14 protein-coding genes are annotated in these 16,453 nt (G+C 62.9%); 3 read left to right on the top strand and 11 right to left on the bottom strand.

Translation table 11 applies throughout. The features are described 5' to 3' along the window. Positions 1-5 precede the first annotated feature (5 nt). Positions 6-770, bottom strand: coding sequence for a DeoR/GlpR family DNA-binding transcription regulator (locus tag NKI19_RS08490; protein WP_352489466.1), 765 nt, complete (start codon positions 768-770; stop codon positions 6-8). Between the two features lie 253 nt (positions 771-1,023). Here NKI19_RS08490 and fba point away from each other — a divergent pair, with 253 nt between their 5' ends. Then, the gene (fba, locus tag NKI19_RS08495) at positions 1,024-2,088 is read left to right on the top strand and encodes a class II fructose-bisphosphate aldolase (RefSeq protein ID WP_352489465.1); all 1,065 of its coding nucleotides are present in this window, start codon (positions 1,024-1,026) and stop codon (positions 2,086-2,088) included. Positions 2,089-2,131: 43 nt separating this feature from the next. On the opposite strand, the gene NKI19_RS08500 is transcribed toward fba, so the two are convergent. The 10 genes from NKI19_RS08500 to NKI19_RS08545 all read right to left on the bottom strand — a co-directional run bounded on the left by NKI19_RS08500 (position 2,132) and on the right by NKI19_RS08545 (position 13,868). Continuing rightward, a complete protein-coding gene (locus tag NKI19_RS08500) occupies positions 2,132-3,070 on the bottom strand; it encodes a sugar phosphate isomerase/epimerase family protein (RefSeq protein ID WP_352489744.1) in 939 nt (312 codons plus the stop codon). Next, positions 3,070-4,587 (bottom strand): glycerol-3-phosphate dehydrogenase, encoded by a 1,518-nt coding sequence (locus tag NKI19_RS08505; protein WP_352489464.1) that lies wholly within the window; start codon positions 4,585-4,587, stop codon positions 3,070-3,072. Before NKI19_RS08505 ends, NKI19_RS08500 begins: the two co-directional genes overlap by 1 nt. A 19-nt stretch (positions 4,588-4,606) precedes the next feature. Next, on the bottom strand, positions 4,607-5,647 hold the full coding sequence (locus NKI19_RS08510) for a 2-hydroxyacid dehydrogenase (protein WP_352489463.1): 1,041 nt from the start codon (positions 5,645-5,647) through the stop codon (positions 4,607-4,609). A 7-nt stretch (positions 5,648-5,654) separates the two neighbouring features. Further along, entirely contained in the window at positions 5,655-7,217 is a 1,563-nt protein-coding gene (locus tag NKI19_RS08515; protein ID WP_352489462.1) for an FGGY-family carbohydrate kinase, read from the bottom strand. Beyond that, positions 7,217-8,341 carry an ABC transporter ATP-binding protein gene (locus NKI19_RS08520; protein WP_352489461.1) on the bottom strand — a complete coding sequence of 375 codons (1,125 nt, stop codon included), beginning with the start codon at positions 8,339-8,341 and terminating at the stop codon, positions 7,217-7,219. Before NKI19_RS08520 ends, NKI19_RS08515 begins: the two co-directional genes overlap by 1 nt. After that, positions 8,338-9,456, bottom strand: a complete 1,119-nt coding sequence (locus tag NKI19_RS08525; protein WP_352489460.1) for an ABC transporter ATP-binding protein — start codon at positions 9,454-9,456, stop codon at positions 8,338-8,340. The genes NKI19_RS08520 and NKI19_RS08525 overlap by 4 nt, the downstream gene beginning before the upstream one ends. Positions 9,457-9,460: 4 nt before the next feature. Then, the gene (locus NKI19_RS08530; RefSeq protein ID WP_023676025.1) at positions 9,461-10,318 is read right to left on the bottom strand and encodes a carbohydrate ABC transporter permease; all 858 of its coding nucleotides are present in this window, start codon (positions 10,316-10,318) and stop codon (positions 9,461-9,463) included. Between the two features lie 9 nt (positions 10,319-10,327). Then, a complete protein-coding gene (locus tag NKI19_RS08535) occupies positions 10,328-11,251 on the bottom strand; it encodes a carbohydrate ABC transporter permease (RefSeq protein ID WP_292653833.1) in 924 nt (307 codons plus the stop codon). 152 nt (positions 11,252-11,403) lie between these two features. Next, positions 11,404-12,849, bottom strand: a complete 1,446-nt coding sequence (locus tag NKI19_RS08540) for an ABC transporter substrate-binding protein (RefSeq protein ID WP_352489459.1) — start codon at positions 12,847-12,849, stop codon at positions 11,404-11,406. A 44-nt stretch (positions 12,850-12,893) separates the two neighbouring features. Beyond that, complete coding sequence (locus NKI19_RS08545) at positions 12,894-13,868, bottom strand: sugar-binding transcriptional regulator (RefSeq protein ID WP_023676028.1); 975 nt, start codon at positions 13,866-13,868, stop codon at positions 12,894-12,896. 227 nt (positions 13,869-14,095) lie between these two features. Here NKI19_RS08545 and NKI19_RS08550 point away from each other — a divergent pair, with 227 nt between their 5' ends. Both NKI19_RS08550 and NKI19_RS08555 read left to right on the top strand, forming a co-directional pair. After that, the gene (locus tag NKI19_RS08550; protein WP_352489458.1) at positions 14,096-15,139 is read left to right on the top strand and encodes a LacI family DNA-binding transcriptional regulator; all 1,044 of its coding nucleotides are present in this window, start codon (positions 14,096-14,098) and stop codon (positions 15,137-15,139) included. A gap of 38 nt (positions 15,140-15,177) precedes the next feature. Beyond that, positions 15,178-16,446, top strand: coding sequence for an ABC transporter substrate-binding protein (locus NKI19_RS08555; protein ID WP_352489457.1), 1,269 nt, complete (start codon positions 15,178-15,180; stop codon positions 16,444-16,446). Positions 16,447-16,453: the final 7 nt, after the last annotated feature.

Genomic DNA, 16,453 nt, shown 5'->3' on the forward strand with positions numbered 1-16,453 from the left:
CCCTCCTACTCTGCGATCACCGTCAGCGAAACGCCGGCACCATCCAGCGCGGCGCGCATCTGCGGTTGCGGCTCGCGGCCGGTGAATACCGTGTCAAAGGCCTTGAGATCGGTCAGGAAGTGCAAGGCAGTGCGGCCGAATTTCCCATGATCGACCAGCAGATATTTGCGCGCCGCTGCGGCCATCATCAAACGTTTGGTCTGGACCACTTCCTGATCCTGATGGAAGGCAGAGGCACCATGGACGGCCGACGACGACAGGAAGGCGACATCGGCGCGCAATGATTTCAGCGTGTCTTCGGCGAGCAGGCCGAAGAAACCGTGAAACTTCTTGCTGTATTGGCCGCCAAGCGCAATCAGGTTGATGCCGGCAACGCCCGCCAAATCCTGGATGACGGCCAGATTGTTCGAGATCACCGTCAGCGGACGCAGATCGGCAAGGTGCCGAACAACGCCGCCCGCGGTCGAGCCGTCGTCGATGATCACCGTCTGGCCCGGTTCGATCATCGTCACGGCAGCGGCGGCGATGCGCTTCTTCTCGTCGCCGGCCAGCCGCTGGCGATAGCGGAAATCGCTCTCGAAAAGGCTGCTCGGCTGGATCGAGGCGCCGCCGCGCACCTTGCGCAGAAAACCGCTTTCCTCGAGCTCGTCGAGGTCGCGGTGGACAGTCATCTTCGACACGCCGAAGCGCGAAGCAAGATCGTCGACACTGGCGGTGCCGGTGTCGATCAGAAAATCCATGATGCCTTGCCGACGGCCGTCGCTCTTCATTCCCGCGGCTTTCCCGTGCAACCCGGCTCCGATATAACAGCAAACGTCGTACAAGCCACCACATTTTTTGTGATAATGTTATATCTCTATGGGATAGCATGACGCTTCCGGTCGCGTGCTGTAACAAGAATTGCTGCCGTCCGAGCGCCCAGCGGTTGCGGTGCCGCGGAAATCCGGCCAGAAGCATCAGGGGCTCGACGACAACCGACTGCCCGCAAACACTGGCTCGAAACCGGATACGGGAGACTACCGAGTGGCTCGCATCACACTGAGACAATTGCTCGATCATGCCGCCGAATACAGCTATGGCGTGCCTGCCTTCAACATGAACAATATGGAACAGGGCCTCGCTATCATGGAGGCAGCCGAGGAGACCAAATCGCCGGTTATCCTGCAGGCGAGCCGCGGCGCGCGAGCCTACGCCAACGACGTGGTGCTGGCCAAGCTGATCGACGCGCTGGTCGAAATCCATCCCGATATCCCAGTCTGCATGCATCTCGACCATGGCAACAACGAAGCGACCTGCGTCACCGCGATCCAGCACGGCTTCACCTCTGTGATGATGGACGGATCGCTGAAGGAAGACGGCAAGACGCCGGCCGACTACGCCTATAATTCCGGCATCACCCGCCGCGTCGTCGACATGGCGCATTGGGGCGGCGTCTCGGTGGAAGGCGAGATCGGCGTTCTCGGATCGCTGGAGATGGGCGGCGGCGAACAGGAAGACGGCCATGGCGTCGAGGGCGTCATCAGCCACGACCAGCTGCTGACCGACCCGGTGCAGGCCGAACAATTCGTGCGCGACACCCGTGTCGATGCGCTGGCCGTCGCCATGGGCACCAGCCACGGCGCCTACAAGTTCAGCCGCAAGCCGGACGGCGCCGTGCTGGCCATGAACGTCATCGAGGAAATCCACCGCCGCCTGCCGAGCATGCATCTCGTCATGCACGGCTCGTCCTCGGTGCCGGAGGAGCTGCAGGAGATCATCAACAAATATGGCGGCCAGATGAAGCCGACATGGGGCGTGCCGGTCGAGGAAATCCAGCGCGGCATCAAGCACGGGGTGCGCAAGATCAACATCGATACCGACAACCGCATGGCGCTGACCGGCGCGATCCGTAAGGTGCTGACCGAGAACCCGAGCGAATTCGATCCGCGCAAATATCTGACGCCGGCAATGGCCGCCATGCGAAAGCTGTGCAAGGAGCGCTTCGAGCAATTCGGCACCGCCGGCAACGCACCGAAGATCAAGCCGCTGCCGCTGTCGGAAATGGCCAAGCGCTACAAGTCGGGCAGTCTTGATCCGAAATTTGGCTGACGTTCTGGATGAGCAGGAGCTGCCTCGGCTCCTGCTCATCCGATCATGCTCGCGGCAAGAGATCGGCCCTGCCAGTCTCGATAAATGGTGCCCAGTAGTCGACCGACTCGCGGATCATGGCGACGACCTGATGGTCGACCGGCTCGCGCTCGCGGAACGACAGTTCGAGGCAGATCTCGTTGTCGACGCCGCCGCCGCGACGCACCGTCTGAAGGAGCTTTTCCGGCGTGATACGGCCGTCGTTGTTGTAGGTCGCAGTGAACGGCCAATGGCCGCCCTTGTTCATCGACGACTGCTTGACGTGGATGATCGGCGATTCCTTTGGAAAGGCTTCAGCCCAGGCATAGGGGTCGATGTCGTCCGGATTGCTCGACGTCACGTCACCATGGTCGATGTCGACCATCATTTTGAGCGGGATCGCCATCCCTGCCGCATCGATTTCGCTCTGCAGTGTCCGGCAGCTCTCGATCGTATGGCCGAACTCGCGGCCGACCGACATCGGCTCCCAGAACAGATAGGTCAAGCCGGCTGCTTTGGCATGCTCGGCGACCTCGCGCCAGCATTGCAGCGCGATGTCGAAAAGCCGCGCGCGACGCTCGGGATCATCGTAGTCACGATGGGTGAAGATTGCGAATTGCGTGCCCATGCCCGCGGCGCCGAACTCGGCTGTAATTTCGGCAAAGGTCTTGAACCAGTCGACGTAGTAGCGCCGCACGTCGGCATCGGGATGGCCGAAATGATTGAGCCGGCCGTAAGGGCCGGTCATCGCGGAGGTCACGCGCACGCCGGTGCGGTTTAGCGCGGTACGGAACAGGCGGACGAATTTGGCGATCGTCGCCGCCGGCCAGCCGGGATTGACGAATTCATGCGTGAGCTGCACGTCCCTGATACCGATCTGGTAGGCGATCGTATCGATCAGGTCGTCCGGCTCGGCAAAGCGGTTGACCAGCGGATTGGTATTGAGGGACAGCGTAAAGGCCATCAGCCGGCCTTCGCCAGCCGGCTCGAACACCAGTCCTCGAAGGCTTCTCTTTCCGCGGCGGACAGATGCAGGCCGTGCTTGGTGCGCCTTTCGAGAATATCGGCGGCGGTCTCGGCCCATTCATGCTCGAACAGGTAATTGGCTTCGCGCTCGAAAAAATCCTTGCCGAAGCGCCGGCCCAGTTCGGCGAGCGAACTGGCCGCGCCGACCAGATCGCGCGTCCTTGTGCCGTAGAGCCTGCCGTAATGCTTGACCAGCGATGCCGGCATCCAGGGGAATTCATGGCCAAGGTCGCCCAGAAACTGCTCGAAATCGGCATTGGCGATATCGCCGCCCGGCAGGTGCCCTTTCGAGGTCCACGGCTTGCCCATCTTCGAAAAGAACGGGGCGATACGGTCGAGCGCGTGCTCGGCCAATTTGCGGAAAGTGGTGATCTTGCCGCCGAAGACCGAAAGCAGCGGCGCCTGCCCAGCCGGTGCGTCGAGTTCGAATATGTAGTCGCGGGTCACCGCGCTCGGATTGTCGGCATTGTCGTCATAGAGCGGCCTGACGCCGGAAAACGAGTAGACGACGTCGCTTCGTGCGAGCTGGCGCTTGAAGTAGCGATTGACTGCCTTGATCAGGTAATCGATCTCGCTCGCATCGGCGGTCACGTCCTCCGGCCGCCCTTCATAGGGAATGTCAGTGGTGCCGATCAGCGCGAGGTCGTTCTGATAGGGATTGATGAAGATCACCCGCTTATCGCTGTTTTGGACGAGATAGGCCTGCCGCCCTTCCCAGAATTTCGGCACGACGATGTGGCTGCCCTTGACCAGGCGCACGTTGCGCCTGGAATTCTGGCCGGCTACGCGGTTGATGACGTCGTTGACCCAGGGTCCGGCGGCGTTGATCAGCGCCCGTGCCCGAACTGTGGTCCTGACGCCGGTTCGACCGTCGCGCATCTCCACCGACCACAGGCCGTTTTCGCGACGGGCGGCAATGCAGGCGGTGCGGGTGAATATCCTGGCTCCGCGCTTAGCGGCGTCGAGCGCGTTTATGACGACCAGGCGAGCGTCATCGACCCAGCAGTCGGAATATTCGAAGCCGCGCTTGAAGGCGTCCTTGATCGGCGCGCCTTCGGGTGCGGTGCGCAGGTCGAGCGTGCGCGTGGCCGGCAGCCGCTTGCGGCCGCCAAGATGGTCGTAGAGGAACAGGCCGAGCCGGACCAGCCAGGCCGGCCGGTCGTCGGGGCTGTGCGGCAGCACGAAGCGCATCGGCCAGATGATGTGCGGCGCGGATTCCAGCAGCACCTCGCGCTCGATCAGCGCCTCCCGCACCAGGCGGAACTCGTAATATTCGAGATAGCGCAAACCGCCATGAACGAGCTTTCCCGATCGCGAACTGGTGCCCTCAGCGAGATCATCTTTCTCGCAAAGAATGACCGACAGCCCGCGGCCCGCCGCATCGCGCGCGATGCCGGCGCCATTGACGCCGCCGCCGATGACGAACAGATCGACGATTTCTGTGTCGCCGCTCATCTCGCTCTATGCCCTGTCGTCAGCATGGATTGACCGGAGGCAGACCGGCGATGAAGCGGCGCACTTCCTCCGCCGCCTGCTCGGCCGCGTAGGTCACGGTGCGTACCGACGCGCCGGCGATATGCGGCGTCAGCGTCACGTTCGGCAGCTGCAACAGCGGCCAGTCGGCAGGCACCGGCTCGACGGCGAACGTCTCCAGCATGGCGCTGCCGATGTGCCCCGAGACGAGCGCCTCGTAGAGCGCATCGTAGTCGACCAGCGGTCCACGCGCGGTATTGACGAAGATTACGCCGGGTTTCATCTGGGCTATGGCGTCCTTGCCGATCAGGCCGCGCGTCTCCTCGGTGACCCGGGAGTGCAGCGTGACCACATCGGAGCGCGACAGAAGATCGTCCAGCGCAACCAGTTCGACGCCGGCATTGCGGTCCTCGGCGCTCAATTGCACATAGGGATCGCAGACCAGGATGCGACAGCCGAAGGCGCGCAGCAGGCGAACCAGCCTGGTGCCGATATTGCCGTAACCGATGACGCCGACGGTCATTTCGTTGAGCTCGCGGCCGGTGCGGTCGGCGCGGTAGAGATCGCCGCGCCACTCGCCCTTGCGCAAGGCTTCGTGACCGACGCGGATCAGCCGCGTCTCGGCGAGAATGGCGCCGATGGTGAACTCGGCCACGGCGCTGGCATTGCGACCGGGCACATTGACCACCGTGATGCCATGGGCCTTGGCGGCCGCCATGTCGATGTTGATCGGCCCGCCGCGCGACACCGCAACCAGCTTGAGCGTGGGCAGGCGCTGCATCATGCTTTCGGAGAGCGGCGCAAGCTGGGTGACGAAGATTTCGGCGTCGCCGATGAAGTCCACCACCTCGTCGGGATCGCCGAAATACTCCTTGACCTTGTCCAGACCAAGCGCGGCATTGCCGAATTGCATTGGCTCGTCGGGCCAAGCGGTCTCAACGGTGCGGATGTCGAGGTCGTCGCCGCAGGCCGCCTCGATTTTCTCGCGAAACACTTCCGGAAGCATGAAGCGGTCGCCGATGATCGCAATCTTTTTGCGCATGCTCTTCTCAATTCACGTCGGTTTGCCTGGACGCAGCCATCGAACGCCAGACCGGCCGCAGCGCCTCATGCGCCAATGTGTAGGACGGAGCCATCGCCTCATAGGCGACGGCAAGTTTCCGGTCGCTGGGCTCGGCCGCACGGAGCAAAGGCGTGACCCATTCACTGACGCAATCGTCCATCGATGCGTACTGGCCGACGCAGACCGCAGCAATCATTGCAGCGCCCGCAGCACCAGCCTCCTCGCGCTCGCTGGTGCGAATGTCGGCGCCGACCGCAGCACCCAAGATCTTGCGCAGCGCCGGGCTCCTGGCCGCTCCGCCGGTCAGGCGGATTTCCTTGGGCAGTGGCCCCATGGCGGCGTAGCAATCGCGTGCCGCGAAAGCCAGCCCCTCGAACACCGCGCGGACCATGTCGGCATAGCCGTGCCTGGACGAAATGCCGACGAAGCCTGCCCTGGCATTGGCATCGACGAATGGCCCGCGCTCGCCTGCCTCCGAGACATAGGGCTGGTAGAGCAGAGAGCCTGGCTCGGACGACGATATCCACTGGTCGACCAGCGCGATCATCTCGCCATTGGTCCGCGTGATGCCTTGCGAGGCGAGAATGCCGGAGGCGAGGCCAAGGACCCAGTCGATATTGAGCGTTGCCGCCATGTTCGACTGCATCTGCGCAAAGACGCCCGGTGCCGGCATCGTCATCGTGTAGCCGGTTGCAGCCTCGTTGAGCAGAACCTCGTCCGGCGTTTCGGCGAGCCGCATATGCATGCCGGTGGAGCCGATGATCGAGCATCCCGGCTTGCGCTCGCGATCGAACAGGCCGGCGCCGAGCGCCGTGCAGGCGACATCGACATAGGCCAGAACGACCGGTGTGCCGGCGAGCAGGCCGGTCGCATCGGCTGCTGCCGCCGACAGCGAGGTGCTTTGCCTTGTGCCATCGACGATGGGCGGCAACAGATGCCGGAGATCGGTGACGCCGAGTACCTCGAGCACATCATCTGAATAGCCGCGCGTGCGGAAGTCGCCGAAGGTGAAGGTGCCCTCGGACGGGTCGGTGGCGCGGTGGCCGGTCAACTTGAAATAGAGCCAGTCCTTGCAGTGGAACGCCGTCGCTGCATTGGCAAGCATCGCGGGCATGTGGCGCTTCATGAACACGAACTGCGATCCCTGCTGGCAGGCAGCGAGCCCGCTGCCGGTCTTTTCGAAGCGCAGCCGGTCCTCTGGCCGCGCGCGGATCTCCTCGACGACCGCGGCAGCGCGCGCGTCGAGCCACAGCCAGCCCTTGGCCACCGGCTCACCATCCTTGTCGATCAGCCAGGTACCGTCGCCCTGCCCGGTCACGGCGATGGCAATGGTCCGACCGGCGAGATCCGGCACCTTGTCGGCAAGCTCCCGCAAGGTCGTCGCGGTATCGGCCCAGGTGCGTGTCAGGTCCTGCTCGGCGCCGCCGCCCGGCAGTGTCTCGTATTTATTGGGCAGCGCGGCGGCCGCGATCTGCCGGCCCGCCGTGTCGAAAGCGACGGATTTTATGACAGACGTGCCGGCGTCGATGCCGATCAGCACATCCTGCATCAGGCAAGCTCCGTGCCGTGCGAAATGGCATTGCCGCTCGCCTGATCGAAGACGTGCAGGTTTTTTGGATCGATGCTGATCTTGATCGGCGCGCCAAGCTCCAGACGGGTTCGGTCATGTTCGACCAGGACCAGCGAACCGCCGGCGAAATCGGCGGCGATATGGGTCTGGTCGCCGAGCCATTGATTGGCCGAAACCGTCGCCGGCACACCATCCTTCGAGCGGCGGACCGCATAGGGCCTGACGCCGATGACAACGCGCTGCCGGTTGAGCAATTCGTCGCGAACCGGGCCGCTGAACGCATCCTTGTCGTAGTCGAGCGAAAGCCCGTCGGGCAGCTTGAGACTGATCTTGCCGGCAGCCGTGCCGACATAGGCCTCGAACACATTCATCGGCGGCTCGCCGACGAAGGTGCCGGTGAACAGGTTTGCCGGCCGCTCCTTGAGCCTGTCAGGCGTGTCGAACTGCTGCAGCACGCCGCCCTCCATGACAGCGATGCGATCGGCCAGCGCATTGGCCTCGGTCTGGTCGTGCGTGACCAAGATCGCGGTCAGGCCACGCTCCTTGATGAAATGCTTGATGCGGCCGCGCAGCACGGCGCGAAGCTGCGGCTCGAGCTGGCCCATCGGCTCGTCCAGCAGATGCAGGTCGGCCTCGCGGATCAGCGCCCGGCCGAGGCTGGCGCGCTGCTGCTGGCCGCCGGAGATCGAGCTCGGATAGCGCTCGAGAATGTCCTCGATCTCGAGCAGCTTGGCGATGTTGGCAACCTTTGCATCGACCGCACTCTTCGCCAGCCTGGCGGCCTTGAGGGCGAAGGCCATGTTTTCACGCACGGTCAGCGGCGGATAGAGCGAATAGCCCTCGAAAGCCATTGCGACGTTGCGCCTGACCGGCGGCAACGTGTGCACCTTGCGGCCGGCAACCGAGATCGTGCCGCGCGAGACCTCTTCGAAGCCTGCGATCATGCGCAAGGTCGAGGTCTTTCCGCAGCCGGACGAGCCGAGCAGCGCAACGATCTCGCCCTTGGCGATTTCCATCGTCAGGTTCTTGACCGCATGCACGCCGCGGTCGATCGGGCCATAGAACTTGTCGACACCTGATAAGGTAATTGCGCTTGGGCTCATGCCGCTTCTCCACTGCGCAAATTGACGACGTTTTTCGAGCCGATGCGCTCGCCGCTTGTCCGATCGAACAAAAGGGCGCTTTTGCTGTCGACGGCAATGTGGACCTTGCCCTCGGATTGGCCCGGCGTCCCGGAAGGACGCGAGACGAGGATTTCACGGCCGCGCACGGTTCGCACCAGCGTGACGATCTTCTCGTTGAGCGGCGTCTCGGCCTCAACCGTCACCGGGATGGCGCCGGGCGTGCCTTCATCGACAAACGCCAGCGCCTCCGGCCGCAAACCGATCACGCAGTCGCGGCCGACCGCCGCCTCGTGAGCGCCGGCAAGATGGACCTGGACGTTGGACAGGCCGACATAGATGCCTTTGGCGTCCCGCGACGGCTTGACGTCCAGAAGGTTGATGGTCGGGTCGCCGAACAGCCGGGCAATCTCGACATTGGCCGGCTCGCGATAGATCTGTTCGGGCGTGCCGAGCTGTTTGACGACGCCCTGCGACATCACCGCGATGCGGTCACCGAGCGCCATTGCCTCCTTATAGTCCTGGGTGACGTAGATGACGGTCGCGCCACGATCGGCGAGCAGCCTTGGCAGTTCGAGGCGCATCTCGAAGCGCAATTTGGCATCGACGTTGCGCAAGGGGTCATCGAGCAGCAGAAGCGGCGGCGAGCCGACCAGCGCACGGGCAAGCGCGGTGCGTTGCTTCTGGCCGTTGGACAGCGCCCGCGGCTTGTGGCTGAGCACATGGCCGATTTTCAACAGCTTGGCGACGCTCTCGACGCCCGTCTTTATCGTTCCTTGCGACGAGTGCTTCGCCTGCAGAGGCGTCGCAATGTTATCGAACGCTGTCATATGCGGGAACAGCGCGAAGTTCTGGAAGGCCATGCCGACGCCGCGGAACTCGGCGTCGAGATCGGTCATGTCCTCGCCGCCGATGAGGATCTTTCCCTCGTCGGGGTCGATGACGCCGGCCACCAGCCGCAGCAGCACGGTCTTGCCGGCGCCGGACGGCCCGAACAGGACCAGCGTTTCGCCGTCGGCGACGGTCAGCGACAGATTGTCGAGAACAGTCTGGCTTTTATAGCGCTTGACGATGTTTCGCAGTTCGAGGCTTGCCATCGGACTATCCTTTCACCGCGCCAAGCGACAGGCCTTCGACGAGATAGCGTTGCGCATAGAGCGCGAGCGCCAGCGTTGGCGTGATCGACAGCACGATCGCCGCCGAGATCTGGCCATACTGGATGCCCGAGGAGGTGATGAAGGCGAGCGCGCCGACCGTCACCGGCTGCTTGTCGGCCGAGGCGAGCACCAATGCAAAAACGAAATTGTTCCAGGCAAAGATGAAGGCGAGCAGACCGGCAGCGGCAATGCCTGGGCCGGCGAGCGGCAGCGCGATCTTGCGGAAGGTGGCAAACCAGGAATGTCCGGCAATGCGGTAGGCGTATTCGATGTCGGCGGGAATGTCTTCGAAATAGCCGCGCACGATCCACAGGATCAACGGCAGGCAGATCAGTTGATAGACCCAGATCAGCCCGATATAGGTGTTGGCCAGCCCAAGCTTCTGGAAATAGAGGGTGAGCGGCAGGAGCACCAGCAGCGCCGGCGCGAACCGGAACGACAGCAGCGTGAAGGCAATGTCCTCCGAGCCGCGGAATTTGTGCCGCGCAAAGGCGTAGGCCGCCGGAACGCCGAGCAGCAACGCGACGGCAACCGAGGTGACCGACAGGAAGACGGAATTCCAAAGATTGCGCATGAAGGCGATGTCGAGCGTGCCGGCTGCCGTCATCAGCTTGCCGGTGATCAAGGCAGTGTAGTTGGCGAGCGTCGGCTCGAAGACAAGCTGCGGCGGAATCCGCAGGATTGTCTCATTGGTCTGGAACGACATCATCAGGATCCAGACGATCGGGAACATGAAGAAGATCACGACCAGCGCCAGGGCAATGCCGCGCAGGATGCGTTCGAGAAGCGAGGTGTGTTCCACGCCAGCCTCCTATGCCTGGCCGCGGGCGCGTTCGCGCAGCCGCAGCCAGTTCTTGATGAAAATGTTCGAGAGGAAATAGGTGATCGCCCACAGGATGATCATCAGCGCCGCCGAGCGGCCGACATTGGTCGACTGGAAGAAGTTGAGATAGGCCTCGACCTGGAACACGGTCAGCGTATCGCCCGGACCGCCCTGCGTCATGGCGTAGATGATGTCGAACTGCTGGATGGAATCGAGCAGGCGGAACAAAGTCGCCGTCAGGATGTAGGGCGTCAGCATCGGCAGTGTGATGCGGAAGAAGACGAAGCTGCGTGGCACGCCATCGAGTGCTGCCGCCTCGAACGGCTGCGTCGGCAGACTGCGCAGGCCGGCAAGCAGCAGGATCATGATGAAAGGCGTGTAAACCCAGATGTCGACGAGAACGACGGTGAGCAGCGCCGTCGACGGCGACGAGGCCCAGCGGAAATCCTGCAGGCCGATCAGGCTGGCAAGATAGCTGAGCACGCCAAAGCCGGGGTTGGTCATCAGCTTCCACATCAGCGCGGCGAGCGCCGGTGCCGTCATCAGCGGCATCAACAGCATGATCGAGATGAAGTTGTTCAGCGTCGAGCGCTTCTGCAGCAGCATGGCGATGCCGAGACCGAGAAGCAGTTCGAGCACAACGGTGATGCCGGCGTAGAGCAGCGATATCTCCAGCGTGTTCCAGAACTTCGGGTCCGTGAAGAAGGAGATATAGTTGTCGCCCCAGTTGAACTGCCGCGCCCAGGGCTGGCTTAACCGGTAGCGCTGGAACGAATAGACCACCGATGTGAAGAACGGGATCAGGATGCCGATGCAGACCAGCAGGGCCGGCAAGCTGAGGAGATAGGGCAGCACCCGCTTGCTGATCCTGAAGCCCGACGGCCTGTTTCTTTGTATTGTTGCCGCAGTCATCGGCTGCTCCGTCATCCTGTTGCTTCGCCGTCCCGGCCGCCCAAGGGAGCAAGGCGGCCGGTCGGGCGAGCAGGCGGCACCTTTCGGGACCGCGTCGCAAACGTATCACATCTCAAAGGCTGGCCCGCGGACGGGTCAGCCTTGGCTGCGGCCTAGCCGAGCCCGGCTTCCTTGAGCTGGCTGTTGATGCTCTCGGCCAGCTTGTCGAGGCCCTCGTCGACCGGCACTTCCTTGGCCACCATCTTCTGCAGCGTCGCCGCCCATTCGGTGGTGAGATCGAAGAACAGCGGCTGCGGAGTGAACTTGATGCTGGCGCCCGGCGCCGAGACGTCGAACATTTCGACATAGCCCGGATAGCTCTTGTTCAGCTTGTCGCGGAACATCTGGTCGTTCCAGACCGACTGACGAACCGGATTGACGAAGTCCATCTTGGTCGCACCGAACAACGCGTGCTCGGGTCCGGATGCCCATTGCATGAAGTACCAGGTGGCGTCCTTGTCCTTCGAGAAGTTGGACATCGACAGTGACCAGATCCAGATGTTAGGCGTCGGCGCCTTGGCGGCAGGATTGGCCTTGAATGCCGAAAAGGCGAGCTTACCGGCCATCTTGTTGTCGCCGCCATTCATGAAGTAACCAAGGATGTCGGCGTCGTAAATCATCGCCGAGGCACCTGCACCGAGATCGGTGCCGACCTGGTACCAGGTGTAAGTCGACCAGTCCTTCGGGCCGCTCTCCTGGATCATCTGAACCCACTGCTTGTGGAAAGCCTTGGATTCGGCGGTGCTCATCGCGGCCGACAGCTTGCCGTCAGCCGAGACGTTCAGGTCCTTCTGGTCGAAATTGGCGTAGGCCGACAGGAAGCCCGGGTGGATCGTTGCCCAGGAGCGCGAGCCGCGCACGCCGATGCCGTAGACGCCACCGCCGACATCCTTGGTAAGTTTCGCCGCCGTAGCGACCATCTCATCCATATTGCCGGGAACGCTGACGCCGACCTTGTCGAACATGCCCTTGTTGTAAGTGATGTTGTTCTGCTCGAAGCCCCACGGAATGCACCATTGCTTGGCATCTTCCGAACCGAGCGCGCCGCCCGGCTGGCCGTTCCAGGCGCAGGAATTCTTGACGCCTGGCAGGAAGTCGTCCCAGGCATATTTCGGGTTGGTCTTGGCCGGATCCTTGATCCATTCGTTGAGGTCGGTGATCCAGCCGGCCGGGCCGTAGGTCCAGGTCATGTAGGCGCCGGTCATGAAGGCATCGTATTCGGGCGAGCTGGCCGACAGCGCGGCGGTAACCTTGTCGAAATAGACGTCTTCGGGGAACACGTCATAGACGACTTCCATGCCGGTCAGCTTCTTGAAATTGTCGAGGTTGGCAATCATCGCATCGGCGTAAGGATGCTTGTTGAGCAACAGCTTGATGGTCTTGCCCTTGTGCGCCTGCCAGTCGAAATCAGCCGCCAGGGCGCGGGTCTGCCCGAAATTGAGCAGTGTACCGGCGGTGCTGGCGGCAAGGCCCATTGCACCGAGGCCCTTGATCAGCCCACGGCGGTCGACTTGTCCACGCAGGAATGCGTCGATGAGGTCTTTCTCTTTCTCATGCATTTCTCTTCTCCTCCACAGGGTAGTTTCAACGAAATGGTTGCCGGCTACCCGACCGGCGTCTGTTCCACGAGCGATCGCGCCGTCCGCTCGTCGGTTATCAAGCCTTTGAGATAGCGGCCCTCCAGCACTGACTTGATGGCGCGAACCTTCACCTTGCCGCCGGCGACGGCGACAATCCTGCGGTTGCTGATGTCTTCGCGCGCCAGTGCCAGCGCCCGGTCGGAAAGCGTCGTCGCAACGGCCTTTCCGGCATCGTCGAAGAAATGGCCGAGCAGTTCGCCGACACCGCCGTTGCGGCGGATCTCCTCCATCTCGCCCTTCTCGATCATACCGGTGGCGACAAGCGAGGCCTCACGCTCGGCGGTGCCGATGCCGGCGATGAGCAAGTCGGCGGACTTGGCGAGGTCGAAGACATCGCTGACGCCTTTCTGCCCGAGCAACACGGTTCGATCCTCGACCGTGTTGGCGAACATCGGTACGGGCATCACATAGGCCTCCGCACCGGTCCGTTCGGCGACGCGGTGGATGACGTCATGCGGATTGGCCGAGAACTTGCGCGTCAGGCCGCCAAGCAGCGAGACGAAACGGATCCTGCCGGCCGATATGCGCGGCAGATATTCCACGCAGGCGGCAAGCGTGCGGCCATGGCCGACGCCGATCAGCGCCTCCTCGCCGCGTTCGATCTCGCGCTTGAGAAACTGCGCGCCGGCGATGCCGAGCGCCTTGAGCGGCAGGTCTTCGGCATCGAAGTCCGGAACTACCTCGCAATAGTCGAGACCGTAACGGCCGGACAACTCGTCCTCGAGTTCCACGCATTCTGAGACTTCGCCGTCGATGTAGACTTTGACCAGGCCTTCCTGATTGGCCTTCGTGATGAGGCGATGCGCCTTGAGGCTGGTCAGGCCGAGCCGCTTGGCGACCTCCGACTGGGTCAGGCCGCCGGCATAGTGAAGCCAGGCGGCACGGGCTGCCATACCTGTCTCATCGTCGCGCAGCAGGCCGTTACCAAAACCAACCATTTCCGCCCTTTGATATTTTTATCAGTTGCTGCAAAATTTTTCACAAGGCATCGCCCGAGTCAAGCAACCGCTGCGTTTAAATCGCTGTCCGGGAGCCAGCCGGTCGGGGCCGAACAGGAGCCACGCGAACCAACCGGCAAGAAACAACACCGACCATTCGCATTTAAAACGTTTGCAATTTCGCTTGGACGCATTACAAACGTTTCAAACTTCGTTCGGGAGGAACGATGCCGGCCCGCGTTACGACCCTTAAGGAACTTGCCGCGCAGCTCGGCCTGTCGATTACCACCGTTTCGCGCGCCCTTGCCGGCCACGAGCAGATCGCCTTGAAAACGCGCCAACGTGTCACCGAGGCCGCGCGCCAGGCCGGCTATGTGCCGAACACGGCAGCCCGCACGCTGGTCTCCGGCCGCAGCGGTTTTGTCGGCATGGTGCTGCCGATCCGCGGCCCCAATCTGGTCGATTCCTTCCTCGGCGAATTCGTCACAGGGCTCGGCGAAGGGCTGGTTTCGCACGGCTCCGACCTGATCCTGGCCGCAGCGGCGCAGGGCCAGTCGGAACTTTCCGTACTTCGCCATGTCGTCGAATCCGGACGCGCCGATGGCGTCGTCGTCACCCGCATCGCAGAGGTCGACGAGCGGCTTGCCTATCTGCGTCAACGCAATTTTCCGTTCGTCGCGCATGGCCGGCTGCTCGACGGTGACTTTGCCTATCATTGGCTCGATACCGATGGCGCGCACGCATTCGGCGAGGCCTTCGACATGCTCTACGATATCGGACACCGCCATTTCGGCCTGGTGACGATTTCCGAGCCGATGACGTTTCGCCATCTCAGGCAGGATGGGCTCGCTGCCGCGATCGCCCGCCGAGGCGACCCGTCGGTCAGGCTCGATGTGGCGACGGCGCCGCGGTTCGATCGCGGTGCCCGCATCCAGGCAATCAACCGGCTGCTGCACGCCACCGAGCGGCCGACGGCCATTGTCGCGCTGTTCGACGAGCTGGCGCTGACGGTGATGCAAGAGGCTGCCCGCGCCGGCCTTGCCGTTCCTCGCGACCTTTCGGTGATCGGCTTCGACAACATAGCCGCCTCAGCCTATGCGCCGCCGGGGCTAACCACTTTCGACGCCTCGATCCGCCAGTGCGCGCGCGAGATCGGCGAGATGCTGCTGACCGTCATCGGCGACAGGCCGGACGCGCCACTGACACGGCTGGTCCGGCCGACACTTGTCTCGCGGGCAAGCCATGGCCCGGCACCCACAAGACAGAACTGACGCCCGCTTCGCGGCGCAACCCAGGGAGGAAGATGACGATGAATGCTTTGCGGATATTGGCCGGCGCCATGCTGGCGCTGTCGCTCGCTGCCGGTGCAGCGCAAGCCCAGCAGGTGTTGTTCTGGTCGACACAGGCGCGACCTGTGGAAGAGACGCAAAAAATGCGCGGCGAAGTGCTGAAGGGGTTTGATGGCCAGGTCGACTATCAGGTCGCCGAGGACGGGCCCTGGCTCACCCGCCTTCAGGCCGAACTGCAGGCCGGCTCCGGGACCATAGGCGTGCTCGGCGGCCTGCACGGAGACTTCTCCACCGTCGGCGCGAACCTTGTCGATCTCTCTGGCGTCGATCTCGGTGGCGTCAAGGTCAACGAAACCTACAAGAAGCTCGGCATGCTCGGCACCGGAGAGCAGAAGTACCTGCCATGGATGCAGGCCACCTTTCTGATGGCGGCCAACAAGCAGGCGCTGCAATATCTGCCGGCCGGCACCGATCTCAACACCATCACTTATGACCAACTGATCGAGTGGGCGAAAAACATCGCTGAAAAGACCGGTTCGCCCAAATTCGGTTTTCCGGCCGGCCCGAAAGGGCTGAAGCACCGTTTCTTCGAGGGTTTTCTCCTTCCATCGTATACCGGCTCGATGGTGACCAAGTTCCGCTCGGCGGAGGCCGAGACGGCGTGGAACAAGTTCAAGGAACTATGGCAATACACCAACCCGAACTCGACCAACTATGCCTTCATGCAGGAGCCGCTGCTGACCGGCGAAGTCTGGGTGGCATTCGATCACGTCGCGCGCCTCGCCGACGCCTTCAACCAGAGACCCGATGACTTCGTCGCCTTCCCGGCGCCGGCTGGCCCGGCAGGCCGCGGCTACATGCCAGTGGTGGCCGGCGTCGCTATCCCGAGGACCTCGCCCGACATGGACAAGGCCAAGGCGCTGGTCGCCTATATGCTGAAACCGGAAACCCAGATCGCGACGCTGAAGGCGACAAACTTCTTCCCGATCGTCGACGTCAAGCTGCCCGACGACATGCCGGCCTCGATAAAGGCCTTCAGCCCAGTGATCGCCACCATGACCGGTGCCCCGGATGCGCTGCCGGCGCTGCTGCCGATGGGACTTGGCGGCCTCGGCGGCAAGTTCAATCAGATCTACACCGACAGCTTCGAGCGCATCGTGCTGGGTGGCGAGGATGTGCGCGGCGTACTCGACGAACAGGCAGCGGCGCTGAAGGCGATCATCGACCAGGCGAAGGCGCCGTGCTGGGCGCCCGACAAGCCATCGCAAGGCGCCTGCCCGGTCGATTAAGAATCCT

It is taken from the genome of Mesorhizobium sp. M0751 (assembly GCF_040320265.1).
Taxonomy (GTDB): Bacteria; Pseudomonadota; Alphaproteobacteria; order Rhizobiales; family Rhizobiaceae; genus Mesorhizobium.